Annotated in this window: 13 protein-coding genes and 1 pseudogene; 7 read left to right on the forward strand and 7 right to left on the reverse strand. The window is 56.6% G+C overall.

Annotated elements, in window-relative coordinates:
• Window positions 1-137: 137 nt before the first annotated feature.
• A complete protein-coding gene (locus FA92_RS08880; RefSeq protein WP_033783224.1) occupies window positions 138-1250 on the forward strand; it encodes an oxidoreductase in 1113 nt (370 codons plus the stop codon).
• A gap of 6 nt (window positions 1251-1256) precedes the next feature.
• Here FA92_RS08880 and FA92_RS08885 read toward each other — a convergent pair whose 3' ends face one another.
• From FA92_RS08885 to FA92_RS08900, 4 genes are all read right to left on the reverse strand, one after another.
• Window positions 1257-2153 carry a LysR family transcriptional regulator gene (locus FA92_RS08885; RefSeq protein WP_033783225.1) on the reverse strand — a complete coding sequence of 299 codons (897 nt, stop codon included), beginning with the start codon at window positions 2151-2153 and terminating at the stop codon, window positions 1257-1259.
• Window positions 2154-2352: 199 nt separating this feature from the next.
• Window positions 2353-3075 (reverse strand): YoaK family protein, encoded by a 723-nt coding sequence (locus FA92_RS08890; RefSeq protein ID WP_033783226.1) that lies wholly within the window; start codon window positions 3073-3075, stop codon window positions 2353-2355.
• 152 nt (window positions 3076-3227) lie between these two features.
• Entirely contained in the window at window positions 3228-4772 is a 1545-nt protein-coding gene (locus tag FA92_RS08895) for a methyl-accepting chemotaxis protein (RefSeq protein ID WP_033783230.1), read from the reverse strand.
• Window positions 4773-4957: 185 nt separating this feature from the next.
• Window positions 4958-6544, reverse strand: a complete 1587-nt coding sequence (locus tag FA92_RS08900; protein WP_033783231.1) for a PTS transporter subunit EIIC — start codon at window positions 6542-6544, stop codon at window positions 4958-4960.
• A 261-nt stretch (window positions 6545-6805) separates the two neighbouring features.
• On the opposite strand from FA92_RS08900, the gene FA92_RS08905 reads away from it, so the two are divergent.
• From FA92_RS08905 to pdeR, 5 genes and pseudogenes are all read left to right on the forward strand, one after another.
• Entirely contained in the window at window positions 6806-9109 is a 2304-nt protein-coding gene (locus tag FA92_RS08905; RefSeq protein WP_033783232.1) for an FdhF/YdeP family oxidoreductase, read from the forward strand.
• A 112-nt stretch (window positions 9110-9221) separates the two neighbouring features.
• The gene (locus tag FA92_RS08910; protein ID WP_033783233.1) at window positions 9222-11156 is read left to right on the forward strand and encodes an exoribonuclease II; all 1935 of its coding nucleotides are present in this window, start codon (window positions 9222-9224) and stop codon (window positions 11154-11156) included.
• Window positions 11157-11356: 200 nt separating this feature from the next.
• Window positions 11357-13426, forward strand: coding sequence for a carbon starvation CstA family protein (locus FA92_RS08915; RefSeq protein WP_033783234.1), 2070 nt, complete (start codon window positions 11357-11359; stop codon window positions 13424-13426).
• Window positions 13419-13709, forward strand: coding sequence for a CstA-like transporter-associated (seleno)protein (locus tag FA92_RS08920; RefSeq protein ID WP_013358002.1), 291 nt, complete (start codon window positions 13419-13421; stop codon window positions 13707-13709). Before FA92_RS08915 ends, FA92_RS08920 begins: the two co-directional genes overlap by 8 nt.
• 159 nt (window positions 13710-13868) lie before the next feature.
• Window positions 13869-15854: pseudogene (gene pdeR / locus FA92_RS08925) on the forward strand (cyclic di-GMP phosphodiesterase).
• A gap of 12 nt (window positions 15855-15866) precedes the next feature.
• On the opposite strand, the gene FA92_RS08930 reads toward pdeR, so the two are convergent.
• The 3 genes from FA92_RS08930 to araD form a co-directional block, all read right to left on the reverse strand.
• Entirely contained in the window at window positions 15867-16733 is an 867-nt protein-coding gene (locus tag FA92_RS08930) for a crotonase/enoyl-CoA hydratase family protein (protein ID WP_003853843.1), read from the reverse strand.
• Window positions 16734-16878: 145 nt separating this feature from the next.
• Entirely contained in the window at window positions 16879-17862 is a 984-nt protein-coding gene (gene kdgT, locus FA92_RS08935) for a 2-keto-3-deoxygluconate transporter (RefSeq protein ID WP_013358004.1), read from the reverse strand.
• A 217-nt stretch (window positions 17863-18079) separates the two neighbouring features.
• Entirely contained in the window at window positions 18080-18778 is a 699-nt protein-coding gene (gene araD, locus FA92_RS08940; RefSeq protein WP_033783235.1) for an L-ribulose-5-phosphate 4-epimerase, read from the reverse strand.
• Window positions 18779-19126: 348 nt separating this feature from the next.
• Here araD and osmB point away from each other — a divergent pair, with 348 nt between their 5' ends.
• Window positions 19127-19342: an osmotically-inducible lipoprotein OsmB gene (gene osmB / locus FA92_RS08945; RefSeq protein WP_003853848.1), complete on the forward strand. Its 216-nt coding sequence runs from the start codon at window positions 19127-19129 to the stop codon at window positions 19340-19342.
• The last annotated feature ends 63 nt before the right edge of the window (window positions 19343-19405 follow it).

A 19405-nucleotide genomic window follows, 5' to 3' on the forward strand; every position in this document is an offset into this window, starting at 1 on the left:
GTAACGCTATTAATTATCACCGATCAATCTTTTGCCCCGGACTGGCCATCAGCGACGATAAGCCTGCCCTTCGGTTTATGCATATTTTCAGATTCTGCCGCCTGCATACCGAACCCGAATTTGCAAAAGGATTGATCATGGAACAACGCCGCTATCCGGGCCATAACCACTGGTTTTACGAGAGCCAGACCAGTCCACGTACCACACAGGCCGCACCGCTGGTGCCAGAGGCTGCCCATATCGATGACCGTTTTTTGCTGGGATGCCACGCCAGCGACGCCGTAGTGCAGTCACTGCTGCGCACGCATCAGCCGGCTCTGCTGGCGGCGCGCGATCTGGCACAGCTGCTGTTCCCCGATCGCGTTGTCACCTCGCTGACGCACACCTTAACGCTTTACGACCGCCTCAGCACCGCACTGACCGTGGCGCAGGTCGCGGGTGTGCAGCGGTTGTGTAATCACTACTCTGCCCGCCTCAATCCGCTGCCTGGCCCTGACTCTTCACGAGAGAGTAATAATCGCCTGACCCAGATTACGCAGTATGCGCGCCAGCTGGCGATGCAGCCTGAACTGATCAATGCCAGCGCCATCACCGCCCTGGATGCGGTCGGCCTGACCGAACCCGATATTGTGACGCTGAATCAGCTGATTGGCTTTGTCAGTTATCAGGCGCGCGTCGTCGCCGGATTACAGGCCCTGCAGGCCCAGCCGGTACGCTGGCTGCCGGGCAGTACTGCGCCACCCGATGCTGAGGCTACAGGATTTGATGAGCCTGCCCGCTGGCAGCCAGTGCTGAAGCCGCTGGAGCTGCGGTATGCCAGTGCTGAGCAGCTCGCTGCCGTTACCCGTTGTCAGACTCTGCCTGGCATGCAGGACGCGGTATGGTTGCTGGCCCATGACCCATCGGCGCTGTATGGCTGGGCGCAATTGCGTCAGCATCTCTCACAGGAAAACACCCTGGCGGAAGCGACAGCCGCCCGTATTCTCGGCAGCCGCTGGGCGTTCCGGCTGCTGGCCGGGAATGAGGTATTGATCGAGGGTGTCGATGACACGAATTTAAAAGGAGAAGAGCAGCAGATCGTCGCGCTGTCGGCGCAGCTGACCCGTTCACCCGAGCGTTTCAGTGCGGCCCATCTGCAGCCGCTGATGGAGGCGGGCTGGGAACATGAGGCGCTGTTCGCGCTGATTCAGAGCGTGGCGATAGGCAACTGGAACAGTCGCCTGTTTTACGCGCTGGGCGAGGCGCAGTAGCCTGAGCTAGAACGGCAACTGACCGCGCGCTTCGTCGAAAAAGTGCTGTGCCAGCGGAGTGGCACGGCCAGGCTCGGCTATCACCAGCGCCGCCTGGCGCGCCATCGGCGGCAGCGTAATGCCGCGCTGCTGTAACCCCTGAAGTGATGCGGGTAGCAGATGACCCACCGGCGAGACCAGCAACCCCAGACCGACCTGAGCACACTGCATCAGCTGCATGATAGAGGCGCTCTCCACGATAACCCGCGGCACCAGCGCCGCCTCGCGAAAGGCCATATCAAGATAGCGACGGAAATAGCGTGTTGGCTCCGCCAGGCAGAGCGGCTGTTGTGCCAGTTCGTCGAGCGTCAGCGGGGTTTCTCCCACCAGCGCCGGGAAGTGATCAGGATGGAATACGGCCTCAACGCCCTGATCAGCCAGCATCTCGGTCTGAAAATGAAGCTCCCGCAGCGTCGCCATCTCAAAAAAGCCAATGCCGACATCCACAGTGTGGCTGTTAAGCGCTTCCAGCAGCTGGTCAGCACTGAGTACCGCAATGCGGTAATCGAGCTGGGGATAACGCGCCTGCACGGCTTTCAGCAGCAGCGGCAGTGCCACGCTGCACTGCGGCACCACGCCAACCCGCAGTGTGCCGTTTACCCCATGTTTCAGTGATTCCACTTCCAGCTTCAGCCCCTGATAGACCGAAACAATTTCTCGCGCCCACGCCAGCACGCGATCGCCCTCTGGCGTAAATCCGGCAAAGTTATTGCTACGGTTAATCAGCGGCAAGCCCAGCTCGCGCTCGAGATTTTTCAGGCGCATGGAGAGGGTTGGCTGTGTAACAAAACTGGCTTCCGCGGCCCGGCCGAAATGGCGTTCCCGCTCCAGGTTACACAGGTAAATGAGTTGTTTAATGTCGATGTTAATTATCCATCAGCAGGTTTAAGACTGTTCGTGTGACAGTCTCAATGGCAGTATCAACCAGAGTATAAGGCTCAATGTTACCCTGCGCGGGCTATGATCTTTTAACCGCACGGATCATCGGCGCAGTCGGGACAAATAAATCAGAGCTACGCGCGACGGTTATCTGAAACGCAGCGATAACCGCAAAATCACCGTCTCAAACCCTCTGGTTTACTGGCTTAGTTACCAGAGCATTCAGCGCCAGGCAGATTAACCCGAACCCTATGGGCAACAGGAAATCGTAGCCGAGCAGTCGGTAAAGCCCGATGCCGGCCACGCCACCTGCAAGGAAAGACAGCAGGGTCAGACTGTGCAGCCGCAACCGCCCCAGCAAGTTCGGCGCATCTTTCGGTGAGGCTTTACGCCGCAACACTTCAAACAACATCGCCAGCTCAATCCCGATATCAGTCGCCGTGCCAGAGATATGGGTGGTGCGAACCCGGGCATTGGAGATCCGCGTGACGACCGCATTCTGCAGCCCCATTAAAAAGCTCAGGCTCATGATCAACACCACACCGGGCGACCTCGGCGGAAAGTGATTCTCAATCACGCCCAGCGTCATCAGCGCGATGCCCTCAATCAGAATAACGAAGGCATAGATAGTACGGATATTCCTGCGGTGCCCGGCATTAATTATCAGAGTTGAAAACATGGAGCCCGCAATAAACAGCAGCACGATCGACAAAAAAAACAGGCCAGGCCCCAGGTTCGCTTTTGCCAGATGATCGGACAGCAGCGAGACATTCCCGGTCATGTTAGCTGAAAAGAAACCGACAATCTCGAAGGCGGCGGTATTCAGCGCGCCTGCGGCAGCGGCCAGCGTGCAGGCCAGTCGGGTATCGGCGCTGTTGCTGCGGGCACTTTCTGTGCTGATTAGCATGACAACCCCGTGTTCAGTGGAAAGCCGTAATAATCCGCTCATTCTGCCGCCGTCACAAGGCGCTGAATCAAACACGTTATTCTCTGCCTCACGATGCGCATCACCGCATCATTCAGGATCCCGCGCGGCCTGGACGCCGTGCGGGAAACCGATTAGCTGTTTGCCAGACGGAAAGTCGAGACCGACTGCGTCAGGTACTGCACCTGCTCTTCCAGTGAGGCCGATGCCGCCGCAGACTCCTGCACCAGCGCCGAGTTCTGCTGGGTCACGCTGTCCATCTCGGTAACCGCCTGCTCGATCTGACCGATGCCGCGACTCTGTTCATCAGACGCGGTAGAGATATGCTCCATCAGCAGATTCACGCGGCTGACCGATGAGATAATGGCACTCATCGCCTCGCCGGTCCGGCTGACCTGATCGGAACCGGCGTGGATGATGGAGACCGATTCTGCAATCAGTCCTTCAATCTCTTTGGCTGCGGTGGCGCTGCGCTGGGCCAGGTTACGCACTTCTCCTGCGACGACCGCAAAACCACGTCCCTGCTCACCCGCACGGGCGGCTTCGACGGCTGCGTTCAGCGCCAGAATATTAGTCTGGAAGGCGATGCTGTCGATAACGGTGGTAATTTCCTCAATCTTCTTCGAGCTGGCGTTGATCAGCGCCATCGATGTCACCACTTCCTGCGAGACTTTTTCGCCGCTTTCCGCGTTTTTCACCGCTTCACTGGTCAGACGGCAGGCTTCAAACACGTTTTCAGTGTTCTGTTTCACCGTTGCGCCCAGTTGCTCCATGCTGGCTGCGGTTTCCGTCAGCGCAGCGGCCTGCTGTTCAGTGCGCGAGGCGAGATCGATGTTGCCCGCCGCAATTTCCTGCGAGGCGGTAGAGACTGAGCGGGTTGAATCACGCACCTGAAGAATAATGGCGGTCAGCGCGCTGCGCATCTGCTCCAGCGAACCCATCAGCATCTGAATTTCACTGCGTGAACCCGGTTTCACCGGCACGGTGGCATCCAGCACGCCCGCCGCAATCAGCTTGCAGTGCTCCTGCGCTTCATTGATTGGCGAAAGGACATAGCGCCTCATGAAGATGTAAATGGCGATGATGATGCCGAAAAACAGCACGCCAAACAGACCCAGCAACGTAATACCAGAGGTGAAGTGACTCTGGGCGTCGCTGTTGAGCTTTTTGGCGTAAGTTTCGTGCTGGGCCAGAACACGGTCCAGAATAATTTCATACTGACGATCCAGACGAACCACGGTCGGGATCTGATTTTTAAAACGCACCTGATCGTGCGCCTCTGCGGCCTCAATTAATGGCTGCAACCCCTGCTGACGATAGGCCTGATAAGCCTGACTGTAGGCATCTGCCTCTGCCTCTTCGCCCGGCAGACGCGGCGCATTCATATAGGCCTGGAAGGCGGCATCGGCTTTACCTGCCACGGTCCGCACGCTGTCCAGCGTGGCCGGATTGCTGGCGTCACTGCCCTCAATCTCCTTCATGTACTCCATCAGGCGGACACGCAGCGTACGGCTGTGGTTGATCGGGTCAATGACCGAGAGCACCACGCGGATCTCTTTGTTGACCGCGTTCAGGGAGTGATTGCTCTGAATCAGCAGCCAGGTACTGATCGCCACGCTGGTAAGAAACAACGCCAGCAGGAAGGAAAAGATGATGAGTGAGGATTTTTTTAACGACATTGCAACATTCCGATAATAAACAGGGTTAGTCGCTATATCGGCAAAAAGGGACGGTGCATTAGGGGTCGGCTTTTTTTAGTTACAATAAGCGGGACGGTAGTGTTCAACCTCCCCCAGTCAACAGGCGCTAACCGCCCGGAGCAACCGGGCGTCTGACCGAATGATAAACCTGAAACAGCCTGCTGCTACGCAACGCCTAGCGCCATTTTCACTTCGTTAGCGATCTTCTCGACCTGAGGACCGTAGATCACCTGAATGTCATGCTCGCTGACGCGATTAACCCCGTTAGCACCGGTGCTCATCAGCGTCTGATCGACCACCTGATTCATCTCTTTGACCCGTACCCGCAAACGGGTAAAGCAGCAATCGACATCCTCGATATTGGCCTGCCCGCCCAGTCCGCTGATAATCACCTGCGTCCGCTCATCCGCCGTCACCTGCTGCGGTTTCTCCTCCTCTGACTCCCGGCCCGGCGTTTCGACATGCATCCGGGTAATCACCAGCCGGAAAGCATAGTAGTAGATCGGCGCATAGATGACGCCCAGCGCCAGCGTCCACCACCAGTGGGTTTTCGCGCCGCCCAGCATGCCGAACACCACCAGATCGATAACGCCGCCCTGCACGTTGCCGATCATCAGATGCAGCATCGACATCAGCATAAACGACAGGCCGGTCAGAAAAGCATGCAGCAGGTAGAGCACCGGCGAAACAAAGATAAAACAGAACTCCAGCGGCTCGGTAATCCCGGTGGTAAATGAGGTCAGCGCGCCCGCCATTACCAGCGCTTTGACCCGTTGCTTATGTTCGGGCCGCGCGGTGTGATAGATCGCCAGCGCCGCCGCGGGCAGACCAAACATCATCACCGGAATCTTGCCCTGTGCCAGAAACTGCGTGGCGGTGCGCAGCGTCTCATCGGGTATTGATCCCGGATGGGTCAGCGAGGCATTGAAAATGTTCAGCGCACCGACCACCGTCTGACCATCGACCACCGCCATGCCGCCAATTGGCGTGAAGCGCACGGTTTCGTTGAGGATATGATGCAGGCCGGTAGGGATCAGGATGCGTTCAAAGGCCCCCAGCAGAAACGCGCCATACTGGCCGCTTTTGCCAATCATCTGGCCAATCCAGGCGATACCCTGCCCGATGGTAGGCCAGACCAGCGCCAGCAACACCCCAATCAGCGGCAGACAGACCACGGTCACGATCGGCACAAAACGCCGTCCGCCAAAGAAGCTGATCGCCGTGGGCAGCTGCTGGGTATAGAAACGATTGTGCAGCGCCACCGTGATCAGACCGGCAATCACCCCGCCCAGCACACTCATGTTGTAGGTGAAGACGCCCAGCATGTTGATGTACTCCGCCGAGGTCATCATGGCGGTGGTCTGATCCATCCCCGCCTGCTGCAGCGCGGCGGGTGTAGTAGTGGCTGCGGTGATCCCTTTCGCCGCCAGCGTGGCGCTGATACCCACGTTCATCACGATATAGCCAATCACCGCGGCAAAGGCGGCGGTAGGTTTTTCCGCTTTCGCCAGTCCGATGGCGCTCGCCACTGCAAAGAAGACCGGCAGGTTGGCAAACAGCGCCCCGGCGACCTTGCGGATAAATCCAATGATTAACTGCGGCACCTGCATCTGCGCAAAGGCCTCGCCGGTCACCGCCGGGTTCTGCATCGCCGCCGCCAGCCCGAGGAAAATACCCGCGGCAGCGATGACCGAGATTGGCATCATCAACGCTTTGCCAAACGCATGGATCTGGCTGGTCAGCTGTTTCATGGAGTCGCGCCCTCTCTGATAGTGAACAGCAAGTATTAGCCTGTTGTGGGGAGAACTCCCGTTATCAGCCGGTTAAAGGCGGGTAAAATCTGACCACCATCACAATTCTGGCCGATGCACGATAAACGCCAGCTATCGCACCATTAAGTCAATCAATTAGACAAGGTATGAGGATATCTGCAGACTTTGTTTCACCATCAGGCTATAACCTGATAACAAACACCAAACAATAATTCCTACTATAAAAAGCCTGCACTCAATATGAAATTTAAACGCCAAATCAAACCCTACCGCGCGGCTGCGGGCGGCTGGGGTTCACTGGAAGCCACTACGCGTTTCGTTCTTGACAGCAAAGCGGCCCTGAAAAATATGCGCAACCTGATGCGCATGAACAAAGCACGCGGTTTTGACTGTCCGGGCTGCGCCTGGGGTGATGACAATAAAAGTACCTTCAGCTTCTGCGAAAACGGCGCCAAAGCGGTGACCTGGGAAGCGACACGCCGCATGGTCGACAGCGATTTTTTCGCTAAGCACAGCGTGACAACGCTTTATACCCAGAGTGACTACTTCCTGGAGTATCAGGGGCGTCTGACCCATCCACTACGCTACAACGCGGAAACCGACCACTACGAGCCGATCAGCTGGGATGATGCCTTTGCACTGATCGCGCAGCACATCAAGGCGATGGACCATCCGGACCAGATGGAGCTTTACACATCCGGTCGTGCCAGCAATGAAGCCTCCTGGCTTTATCAGCTGTTTGGCCGCCTGATGGGCACCAACAACTTCCCTGACTGCTCCAACATGTGTCACGAAGCCAGCGGCACCGGGCTGAAGCGTAGCATTGGCGTCGGCAAAGGCACTATTCGCCTGGATGATTTCGATCACGCTGATGCCATTTTTGTCTTCGGGCAAAACCCTGGCACCAACCATCCGCGTATGCTGCACAGCCTGCGTCACGCTGCCGATCACGGCGCGAAGATCGTCACCTTTAATACCCTGCGCGAGCGCGGTCTGGAACGTTTTGCCGATCCGCAGAAACCGCTGGAAGTGGTGACCTCGAAAGCCGGCAACATCAGCTCCTCCTATTACCAGCCGAACCTGGGCGGTGATATGGCGGCAGTGCGCGGCATGGTTAAATCCCTGCTGGAAACCCATCGTGCGCGTCTGGCCGCCGGTGAAAGTGGCCTGTTTGATCAGACCTTTATCAATGCCAAAACCAACGGCATTGAGGCCTATCTCGATGCGGTGGATAACACCAGCTGGATGCAGATTGTGGCGCAGTCTGGCCTGACACAGGCGCAGATCCGTGAAGCGGCTGCGATCTATCAGAGCGCTGATCGTGTGATCTGTACCTGGGCGATGGGCATCACTCAGCATAAGCATTCGGTCGACACGGTACGCGAAATCACCAACCTGCAGCTGCTGTTTGGCCAGCTGGGCAAAAAAGGTGCAGGCCTCTGCCCGGTTCGCGGTCACAGTAATGTGCAGGGCAACCGCACCATGGGTATCGATGAGAAACCGGCCAAAGCCTTCCTGGATGCGCTGGGTAATCATTTTGGTTTCGAGCCACCGCGTGCGCCAGGCCACAACACCGTTGAAGCGCTGAACGCGATGCTGCGTGATGAAGTCAAAGTGCTGATCGCGCTGGGTGGCAACCTGGCTGCGGCTGCGCCCGATTCACCGCGCACCGAAGAGGCGCTGTCACGCTGTGGTCTGACCGTCCATATCAGCACCAAACTGAACCGCAGCCATCTGGTGCCGGGTCACGAAGGGCTGATTCTGCCAACACTGGGTCGCACCGAGCGCGATACCCAGGCAACCGGCAATCAGTTCATTACCGTGGAAGACTCTTTCAGCATGGTCCACGCCTCTGAAGGTATCGGTATTCCGCTGGCGGAAACACAGCGTTCAGAGACTTCGATTGTTGCGGGTATCGCCCAGGCCGTGCTGGGTGATGAGAAAGTGAAATGGCGCGAGCTGGCGGGTGATTACAACCTGATCCGTGAGCACATTGCCGCGACGATTCCGGGCTTTGCCGACTTCAACGCCAAATGCGATATCCCGGGTGGTTTCTATCTGGGCAATGCAGCAGCAGAGTTGCGCTTTAATACGCCAAGCCAGAAAGCGGAGTTCAACGCGTCGGCGCTGCCGACCTCGCTGTTCCCGACGCTGGATCAGGACGTGCCATTTACGCTGCAGACGCTGCGTTCCCATGACCAGTACAACACCACTATTTACGGCCTTGATGACCGTTACCGTGGCGTGTTTGGTCAGCGTGAAGTGGTGTTCATCAACCCGGACGATATGGCAGACCTGGGCTTCACCGAAGGCCAGAATGTTGATATCGAAACGCTGTGGAATGATGGCATCACCCGTCGCGTCAGCGGCTTCAAACTGGTTCCCTACAATATTCCGCGCGGTAACCTGGCGGCTTATTATCCGGAAACCAACCCGCTGGTGCCGCTGAACAGCTTTGGCGATGACAGCGGTACACCGACCTCTAAATCGGTGCCGGTGAAGCTTGAACTCTCCGAGGCACTGGCCGATCAGCGCATCGCCTGATAGCGCCTTCGCCACACCCTGAAAAGCCGGTTCGTCCGGCTTTTTGCCTTGCCGCGCGGCGTCGATTCGCGTAAAACTGTCAGCCGCAATCAGCCAACGAAACGTAAAAATTATGTTCCAGGATAACCCGCTGCTCGCGCAGCTGAAAGAGAAGCTCCATTCGCAAACGCCTCGTGCTGAAGGCGTCGTTAAAGGCACCGAAAAAGGCTTCGGCTTTCTGGAAGTCGATGCGCAAAAAAGCTACTTCATTCCGCCACCGCAGATGAAGAAAGTCATGCATGGCGATCGTATCACCGCCGTGATCCACAGCGATAAAGATCGCGAAAGCGCTGAGCCGGAAACCCTGATTGAACCGTTCCTGAGCCGCTTTGTTGGCCGGGTGCAGAAAAAAGACGATCGCCTGTCGATTGTGCCGGATCATCCCCTGCTGAAAGATGCCATTCAGTGTCGCCCTGCGCGCGATGTCAGCCATGCATTTGAAAATGGCGACTGGGCCGTGGCAGAAATGCGTCGCCATCCCCTGAAGGGCGACCGCGGCTTTTATGCCGAACTTACCGATTTTATTGTCAAAGCTGATGACCATCTGGCGCCGTGGTGGGTGACGCTGTCGCGTCATAACCTTGAGCGTGAAGCGCCTGACGTCAGCTTTGGCGAGATGCTGGATGAAAATCTGACGCGTGAGGATCTGACCGCGCTGGATTTCGTCACCATTGACAGTGCCAGCACCCAGGATATGGATGATGCGCTCTATGTGGAAGCGCAGGATGATGGCGCCCTGCGTCTGACTATCGCTATCGCCGATCCGACCGCCTACGTGCCGGAAGGCAGCCAGCTTGATAAGCTGGCGGCGCAGCGCGCATTCACCAACTATCTGCCGGGCTTCAACATCCCGATGCTGCCGCGCGAACTCTCTGATGATGTCTGCTCGCTGCGTCCGAATGTGCGCCGTCCGGCGCTGGCCTGCCGCGTCACGGTGGCCGCCGATGGCACCTTAAGTGATGACGTCGAGTTTTTTGCGGCCTGGATTGAGTCCAAAGCCAAGCTGGCCTACGAAGACGTCTCAGACTGGCTGGAAAACAGCGGCAGCTGGCAGCCGGAGAGTGAGGCGATTGCGGAACAGATTCGTCTGCTGCACAGTCTGTGCCTGGCGCGCAGCGAATGGCGTCAGACCCACGCGCTGGTATTTAAAGATCGCCCGGACTACCGCTTCCTGCTGGGTGAAAAAGGCGAAGTGCTGGAGATCGTGGCTGAACCTCGCCGTATCGCTAACCGCATCGTTGAAGAGTCGATGATTCTGGCGAACGTCTGCGCGGCGAAAGTGCTGCGTGACCGTCTTGGCTTTGGTATCTATAACGTCCATGCCGGTTTCGATGCGACCAATGCTGAGCAGGCCGCCGCCGTGCTGGCCAATCACGGTATTACCGTGGATGCACAGGCGATCACCACGCTGGACGGTTTCCGCGTGCTGCGTCGTGAGCTTGATGCCCAGCCAACCCAGTTCCTCGACAGCCGCATCCGTCGTTTCCAGACCTTCGCGGAGATCAGCACCGAGCCAGGCCCGCACTTTGGCCTCGGTCTGGAGGCGTACGCCACCTGGACCTCACCGATTCGTAAGTTCGGCGACATGATCAACCATCGTCTGCTGAAAGCGATTATTCGCGGTGAGCAGATTGCCCGCCCGGATGATGCTGTAACGGTGACGATGAGTGAACGCCGTCGCCTGAACCGGATGGCGGAACGTGATGTCGGCGACTGGCTCTACGCCCGTTATCTGGCCCCGTTTGCGGGCACCGACCGTCGCTTCAGCGCTGAGATTATCGATGTATCGCGCGGCGGTATGCGCGTTCGCCTGGTCGAGTTTGGCGCCGTCGCCTTTATCCCGGCACCCTTCATTCACGCCGTGCGTGATGAGCTGGTTCTCAGCCAGGAAAATGGCAGCGTGCAGATTAAAGGTGAAGTGGTTTACCGCGTAACTGACGTGATTGAGGTGACCATCGCCGAAGTCCGTATGGAAACCCGCAGCGTTGTGGCCCGTCCTGCCGTCTGAACACTGCGTGATTAAGCTTTAAATCTGGCGGGATAACTTCGGTTATCCCGCCTGTTTCCGTCCCGTCCGCGTTACAAAAACGTTAAATTTGTACCCCGCTTCACACTTCTCCACTGATTAACTTTCACTTACATTCCATTACATTAAGTTTAACTCGTTGTTTTTGATCGCCTTCCCTCGGTCCCTACAAGGAGTTAGTCATGAAAAACGTCAAAACCAGTGTCATCTGGTTAGTGGTGGCGTTAATCGGCGCAGGCGCTTTCGCCATGCTGGCCCTCAGCCGCGGCGAACACGTCAACGCAGTCTGGCTGGTGATAGCCGCTGTCGCCTGTTACAGCATCGCGTATCGCTTCTACAGCCTGTTTATCGCCCGCAATATCTTCGAACTTGATGATCGCCGGATGACTCCCGCCGAGCGGCTGAGCGACGGACTCGATTATGTCCCGACCAATAAATGGGTGCTGTTTGGTCATCACTTCGCGGCTATTGCCGGTGCCGGTCCGCTGGTCGGTCCGATTCTGGCGGCGCAGATGGGCTTTCTGCCAGGCACCATCTGGATTCTGGTCGGCGTGATGCTGGCGGGCGCGGTACAGGATTTCCTGATCCTGTTTATCTCCACCCGCCGTGACGGCCGCTCACTGGGCGAGATGGCGCGGCAGGAGCTGGGGGCCTTTGCCGGTGTGGTGACGATGCTCGGCGCGCTGGGCGTGATGATCATTATCCTGTCGGCGCTGGCGCTGGTTGTCGTGAAGGCGCTGGCGAACAGTCCGTGGGGCCTGTTTACCATCGCGGCCACTATTCCCATTGCGCTGTTTATGGGCGTTTACATGCGCTTTATCCGGCCCGGTAAAATTGCCGAAGTGTCACTGATTGGCTTTGTGCTGATGATGGCGGCGATTATTTATGGCGGTGACGTGGCACAGCATCCTTACTGGGGCCCCTTCTTTACCCTGAAAGGCACCTCGCTGACCTGGGTACTGGTGATTTACGGCTTTATTGCTTCGGTGCTGCCGGTCTGGCTGCTGCTGGCACCGCGCGACTACCTTTCGACCTTTCTTAAAATCGGCGTGATTGTCGGGCTGGCGGTGGGCATCGTTTTTGCGATGCCTGAGATGAAAATGCCAGCGGTGACCAAGTTTATCGACGGCACCGGCCCGGTCTTCTCCGGTGCGATGTTCCCTTTCCTGTTTATTACCATCGCCTGCGGCGCGATCTCCGGCTTCCATGCGCTGGTCTCCAGCGGCACCACGCCGAAGCTGGTGGAGCGGGAAAGTCATATCCGCTTTATTGGCTATGGCGCCATGCTGATGGAGTCGTTTGTGGCGATCATGGCGCTGATTTGTGCCTCGGTGCTGGATCCGGGTGTCTACTTTGCCATGAACTCACCCGCCGCGCTGATTGGTACCACCGTTGAAAGCGCGTCACAGGTGATCAACGGCTGGGGCTTTGTCGTGACGCCAGAAATGCTGAGCGGCATCGCCCGTGACGTGGGTGAAGGCTCGATTCTCTCCCGCGCAGGCGGCGCGCCCACTTTCGCTGTAGGTATGGCTCACATCATTACCGAGATCTTTAACAGCCGGGCGATGATGGCGTTCTGGTATCACTTCGCCATTCTGTTCGAAGCGCTGTTTATCCTGACCGCTGTCGATGCGGGTACCCGCGCCTGCCGTTTTATGGTGCAGGATCTGGTAGGCACCGTGGTGCCTTCTCTGGCGAACAACCGTTCCTGGCTGGGTAACATGGCGGGCACCAGCGTCGCAGTCGCGGGCTGGGGCTTCTTTGTCTATCAGGGCGTGGTCGATCCACTGGGTGGCATCAACACCCTATGGCCACTGTTTGGTATCGGCAACCAGATGCTGGCGTCGATGGCGCTGATTCTTGGCACCGTCGTGCTGTTCAAAATGAAAAAGCAGCGCTACGCCTGGGTGACTATTCTGCCCACCGTCTGGCTGTTTATCACTTCGATGACCGCGGGCTGGCAGAAAATTTTCCACGAAAAACCGTCCATCGGTTTCCTGGCCCAGGCGAATAAGTTCCGCAAAGGGCTGGATGAAGGCGTGATTATTGCGCCGGCAAAAAGCGTGGCGGATATGCAGACCATCGTGTTCAGCAATCAGATTAATGCGGCGCTGTGCGCTTTCTTTATGCTGGTGGCAGTCACGATGCTGGTCGCCGCGTTCTTTGTGATTCGTCGCGCGCTGAACAGTGCAGTGCCGACCACCAGCGAGACGCCGGTGGCACTGCGCAACAAGGCGGTGCGTCATGTCTGATGCCATTCATCAGGGCCATCGTCCGCAGGGTGAGTGGCAGATTATCCGCTGCCACCTGACGGCTTCGCCGATGCCGCAGGCCCTCAGCTGGCGAGGATTCTGGCGCGGTCTGCAACAGTGCTTCCGCTTAATGGTCGGGGTCCAGGATTATCAAAAATATCTGCAGCATATGCGTCTGCATCATCCCGACCAGCCGCCGATGAACGAGCGCGATTTCCATCGTTACTGCCTGGACGCCCGCTTCCCAAGCCAGGCGGGTAAACTGGGCAAATGCCCCTGCTGACCGCACGCTACAGCCCCGCGCCGCCGGGGCTTTTTTGTGCCATTCTTATCTGGATGGAAAAATATATTTGGTTTGCATCTTGTGCTGGCGTCAGATGATGAATACTGTTGCTAAAATAATGAGATAACGCCTGCAGAGCACTTCCCGGAGGAAGTTTCCATGACCGATGAACACGGGCAAACGTTGTTGTACACTCTTTTTGGTACAACCAGCCCTCATTGGCGTCTGACCGCGGACAGCGATGCGTTGCATTTTGCCGAAGATGAGTCATCACAAACCAATATCGCCCTGCCGCTGACCCCCGGCCAGGCCGCAATGATCCGCGCGATGCCGGTCATCACCTCAAGCATCAATCTGACTATGACCCTTCAGGGCATTGATGTGCCGATGCATTTTGTCGGACGTAAAGTGAATCAGGCTTCATGGGCCGGCACCGCCTCTGCCTGGGGCGATACATCTGCAGTTGCCCGCGATTTAACCCTGGGGCTGTCTTTCGCTGAACAGGTGGTTTCTGAAGCTAATTCGGTGATTGTAATCCTCGATCAGCGCGGCAATATTCAGCGTTTTAACCGCCTGAGTGAAGAATATACCGGCCTGAATGAGCACGAGGTTATTGGCCGTAACGTCTTTCAGCTTTTTATGACCAAACAGGAAGCCTCACAGTCACGACGCAACATTGCGGGCTTCTTCCGTGACGGTAACTCTTATGAGGTTGAGCGCTGGGTCAAAACCAAAAAAGGTCAGCGACTGTTTCTTTTTCGTAATAAGTTTGTTCACAGCGGCAGTGGCAAAAATGAAATTTTCCTCATCTGTTCTGGCACAGACATCACCGAGGAGCGACGCGCCCAGGAACGCCTGCGGGTGCTGGCAAACACCGACACGGTGACCGGTTTACCCAATCGCAACGCCATTCATCAACAGATTAGCCTGGCGCTGGAGTGATCCGAGGGGGATGAGACCGGCGTGGTTTATCTCGACCTCGATAATTTTAAAAAAGTGAACGACGCCTACGGTCATATGTTCGGCGATCAGTTACTGCAGGCAGTTTCACTGGCCATCCTCAGCTGTCTGGGTAAAGACCAGACCCTGGGCCGTCTGGGTGGCGACGAATTTGTGGTGCTGGCTGAGCACACCAGTCAGGCTGCACTGGAAGCGATGTCTTCCCGCATTCTTGAGCGGCTGCGTCAGCCTTTCCGTATCGGGCTAATCGAAGTTTACAGCGGCTGTTCAATTGGCATCGCTTTTGCGCCGCTGCATGGCGACGACCGCGAGAGCCTGATTCGCAACGCAGACACCGCGATGTATCACGCCAAAGAGAACGGGCGCGGCAAGTTCTGCGTGTTTGCGGCAGAGATGAACCAGCGGGTCTTTGAGTATCTGTGGCTGGATACTAACCTGCGCAAGGCGCTGGAACTGGATCATCTGCTGGTGCACTATCAGCCAAAAATCGACAGCGACGGCCAGGTCCGCAGCGCTGAAGCACTGGTGCGCTGGAACTCACCAGAGCGTGGTCTGGTCTCGCCCGCTGACTTTATTCCCTATGCTGAAGAGTCAGGGCTGATTGTGCCGCTGGGACGCTGGGTCATGCTCAACGTGCTGAAGCAGATTATCGCCTGGCGTGAGCAGGGCATTTTTCTGCGCGTCGCCGTCAACGTTTCGGCCCGTCAGCTGATTGATCAGAGCATCTACACTGACCTGAAACAGGCGCTGCACGAGGCTAATATCACCGACTGCCCCATCGATATTGAGCTGACCGAAAGCTGCCTGATTGAGAATGAAACTGAAGCGCTGAAGCTGATGAAGCAGTTTCAGGAACTGGGCGCACAGGTGCACCTGGATGACTTTGGCACCGGTTACTCCTCGCTTTCTCAGCTGGCACGCGTGCCAATCAATGCCATCAAACTCGACCAGAGCTTTATCCGCGATATTAACAAGCAGCCGGTTTCACAATCGCTGGTGCGCGCTATCGTCGCCGTCGCCAAGGCGCTCGATTTGCAGGTCATTGCTGAGGGTATTGAGACCCCGGATGAAGAGAAGTTTGTCCTCAAAAGTGGTGTCGATGGGCGTCAGGGTTACTATTACGCAAAACCAATGCCCGCGGAACAATTTGGGCATTGGCTGGCTAAGCATCCTGCCCGCGTTTAACGCTGGTTAAGATTAACCCGCTTTACGCAGTGATGCGCTGTGGCGGTTTTGTAACTGCACCAGGCGTTCCATATAAGCAATATCTTTGGGTTCGATAGTGAAAGCATAATCAACCCAATCCTCAGTAATATCCATCAGCTCAGCGCGTGACAGTTGCAGCACGCGCTGACGCGCTTTCAGCATCGCCCGCACGCCATTGAGCTTAGGCCGTAACGTATCAATAAAGGTGCGTGTGGCGCGGTAGCTGTCGCCAGGCTGGAAGACTTTATCCACCAGTCCGCGCGTCTCATACCACTCCGCGCTATGGGACTCCCCTTCACAGATTAACTCCTCTGCCAGCTTCATGCCGGAACGACGCGCCACCAGCGAGTAGCCACCCATGCCAGGAAACAGGTTAAAGGCAATTTCCGGGAAGCCCATCCGCGCGTTGTTCTGCGCCAGAATGAAGTGATGCGCCAGCGCCGCTTCAAATCCACCGCCCAGCGCACTGCCTTCAATCATCGCCAGCGTCACCGCGCCGGTGTCGAAACCGCGTGCTGCTGAGTGGATGCAGTCCACACAGGCACGGGCATAGGCCCGCAGCGCCTCACGGCGGTTGTTGCGAATGCACTCGACGAAGAAGCGCAGATCGCCACCGGCGTTGAACATCTGCGGCACCAGTGAGCCGGTGACCCAGAAATCGATTGGCAGACCGGAGCGCTGAGCGGCATAGCTCAGGTTCATGATCTCCTCAATCAGTTCGTGGTTGAAGCTCGGACGGGGCTGAGCGCGCAGCATCATCCACATGGTACGACGCCCTTCTTCGTAATAGGCGACTAACTGCGTGGTGTTGCCGACTTCTGTAAATAATCTGCACGTTGCTTGGTTAATAACTGTCATTGTCTCATCCTCTGTTTATATTTTGATGCGTTAAATACGCCACATCAGCGTAATGCAGAGTGAGGCCAGACCAAATGAGAGATTGATTTACAACACAAAATCCAGAGTGATCCCCGACTGGCGCGTCGGGGATTGATTAGGCGGGTTACTTAATAGCGGCACGCTGCCCGACGGCAACATGAAGACGCTTAAGACGTTTTGAATAGATGGCGGTGATGATGGGCACCAGCACAGAGGTCACAATCACGGACGTGGCAACCAGCGCCGTGGCTGCCGGGGCAACCGGTTTAAACTGCGGCAGCATTTCGGCAATCAGCACCGGTGTGGCCACCGCCGCGCCTGCCGTACTGGATGCAGCCACGCCAGCCGTGCCATCTCCCCCGCCAATCAGCCGATCGGCCAGAATAAGCGGGATGCCGGTAATGATGATGACGGCTATGCCCAGCATGATGCCCAGCAGACCGGTTTCCGCAATCACCCCAAGGTTAATGGTGTTACCCAGGGCAAAAGCGAAGAAGGGAATCAGCGTATGTACCGCTTTTCCGAAGAAGTCGCGCAACTCCGGATCAAGATTCCCTAATGCAAATCCGACCACAAACGGCAGGACAGCGCCGACAAACACGTGCGGCTCGAATGAGGCGATGCCGGCGGTGCCCAGAATCACCATGGTCATCAATGGCCCGGACTCCAGCGACATCAGCACAAAAGCGCCCGCTTCCTCTTTCGAACCGTACTGTTGCATGATGGAGGCATAAAGACCGCCATTGGTCATATCCATCGCGGCGACCAGCGCCAGCGTCGATAAGCCGGCAAACATCCCCACTTCTACGCCATTTTCCGGCATCACCCGCGAGGCGATCGCCGCTACCACCCATGCCACGGCAATTTTGGTAAGCACCAGCGTGCCTGATTTACGCAGTACCGTTCCGGTGGCGCTGAGTTTTATCGACGCCCCCATACAAAAGAACCAGACGGCCAGGATGGGCACGGTGCCGGTCATCAGACCGTTGGTGAAAGAACCGAAATATTTCCCGGCCCCTGGTGAGAACGTATGGCAGAGTGCGCCGATAAACAGCGGTACGAGCATCATGCCGCCCGGAATTTTATCTATTGCCCGTTTGATGTGCATATAAATGTCACCTTTGCTATGCCAGAGGGTGGTGCTGGAGGTGCCCGAAGGCGATGCAGGCAAAATAGTGACTTGAGGTAATCAAAACAGTGATCGATTCGATTAAATGAAACACTGTTTTATTTTTGTTGTTAGGTTGTTTTATTAACTATGATGCGGATCGCCATACCAGTCTCAAAAGAGACCAAAAAAACGGGACGCTATTGCGTCCCGCCTGTTATTTCTGGCCATACCAGGCATTCTCGCCATGCTTTCGCAGATAGTGCAGGTCAAGCAGCGTCTGATTGATAGGCGGGAGGTTAGCGGTCAACTGCTGGCTGAACAGACCCATATATGCTACCTCTTCCAGCACAACCGCGCTGTGCACGGCGGCGTGGGCATCTTTCCCCCAGGCAAAGGGGCCATGGGAGTTGACCAGTACCGCCGGGATCGCCGAGGGTGACAATTCACGCTGCGTGAAGGTCTCGATGATCACCTGGCCGGTATTCCACTCATAGTCGTGCTGAATCTCTTCATTACGCATGGCGCGAGTACAGGGGATCTCGCCATAGAAATCATCAGCGTGGGTGGTTCCCCAGGCCGGAATGGGGCGTCCGGCCTGTGCCCAGATAGTGGCATGCCGCGAGTGAGTATGGACAATACCGCCTACCTCAGGCCAGGCAAGATAGAGCGCCCGGTGTGTCGCCGTGTCCGATGAGGGTCGTTTATCCCCTTCTGCCACCTCACCAGTCGCCAGATCGACCACCACCATGTCGTCGCGCTTCATCACGTCATAGCTTACGCCAGACGGTTTAATCACCAGCAAGCCCTGTTCGCGATCAACCGCACTGACATTGCCCCAGGTGAAGGTCACCAGGTTATATTTGGGTAAATCCAGATTCGCTTCCAGAACCTGTTGTTTAAGGTGTTCCAGCATGCCTTTTCTCCTGCTGACAATCGTCCCTGAATTTTGCGGAGTCAGACGCCAAAGGGTTATGGAGCAAATGGCTATAAACGCAGAAGGAATGGCTGTGAATCGAAAAATGTGTGGTGATTTAAGAGTTTTCTATCTTCGGAATTTATCCAGAATGCTTAGAATCTTCTCAGGCAATGCGTGGACCTGTCGGGTCCGGCATTGCGCCTCACCCGCTACAAACGGTTTGTCCATGGTGATCACATTTCGATGCCGTCACGGATGCGGCAATGATGCGACACAAGCGGGCTGAGGAAATATCGGAGCTATACTAAGAGTGTTGCCTCTGTGAGCACATCAAAGGAGAAGTGTATGACAACAACAATGAAACGAATCACTGCCGTTGTACTGGCGACCACGTTAGCTGTTGCACTGAGCGGCTGTTCTAACTGGTCTAAACGTGACCGCAACACCGCGATTGGCGCGGGCGCGGGCGCAATTGGTGGTTCAGTATTGACCAATGGTAGCGCACTTGGCACAGTCGGCGGCGCCGCTGTCGGTGGCATTATCGGTCATCAGGTCCACTAAGGACCTTATTAAAAGAATAATCGGCTACGCTAAGCATCTGCATGACAATCGGGCTACTCTGGT

The sequence above is a fragment of the Pantoea sp. 9140 genome (assembly GCF_000745295.1).
In the GTDB taxonomy this organism is placed as follows: domain Bacteria; phylum Pseudomonadota; class Gammaproteobacteria; order Enterobacterales; family Enterobacteriaceae; genus Pantoea; species Pantoea vagans.

Bases quoted from the DNA above. Each gene is read 5' to 3' on its own strand.
- kdgT (WP_013358004.1), bottom strand. From the start codon at position 17,862: ATGCACATCAAACGGGCAATAGATAAAATTCCGGGCGGCATGATGCTC.
- FA92_RS08890 (WP_033783226.1), bottom strand. From the start codon at position 3,075: ATGCTAATCAGCACAGAAAGTGCCCGCAGCAACAGCGCCGATACCCGA.
- FA92_RS08920 (WP_013358002.1), top strand. From the start codon at position 13,419: ATGTCTGATGCCATTCATCAGGGCCATCGTCCGCAGGGTGAGTGGCAG.
- FA92_RS08905 (WP_033783232.1), top strand. From the start codon at position 6,806: ATGAAATTTAAACGCCAAATCAAACCCTACCGCGCGGCTGCGGGCGGC.
- araD (WP_033783235.1), bottom strand. From the start codon at position 18,778: ATGCTGGAACACCTTAAACAACAGGTTCTGGAAGCGAATCTGGATTTA.
- osmB (WP_003853848.1), top strand. From the start codon at position 19,127: ATGACAACAACAATGAAACGAATCACTGCCGTTGTACTGGCGACCACG.
- FA92_RS08895 (WP_033783230.1), bottom strand. From the start codon at position 4,772: ATGTCGTTAAAAAAATCCTCACTCATCATCTTTTCCTTCCTGCTGGCG.
- FA92_RS08930 (WP_003853843.1), bottom strand. From the start codon at position 16,733: ATGACAGTTATTAACCAAGCAACGTGCAGATTATTTACAGAAGTCGGC.
- FA92_RS08910 (WP_033783233.1), top strand. From the start codon at position 9,222: ATGTTCCAGGATAACCCGCTGCTCGCGCAGCTGAAAGAGAAGCTCCAT.
- FA92_RS08900 (WP_033783231.1), bottom strand. From the start codon at position 6,544: ATGAAACAGCTGACCAGCCAGATCCATGCGTTTGGCAAAGCGTTGATG.
- FA92_RS08880 (WP_033783224.1), top strand. From the start codon at position 138: ATGGAACAACGCCGCTATCCGGGCCATAACCACTGGTTTTACGAGAGC.
- FA92_RS08915 (WP_033783234.1), top strand. From the start codon at position 11,357: ATGAAAAACGTCAAAACCAGTGTCATCTGGTTAGTGGTGGCGTTAATC.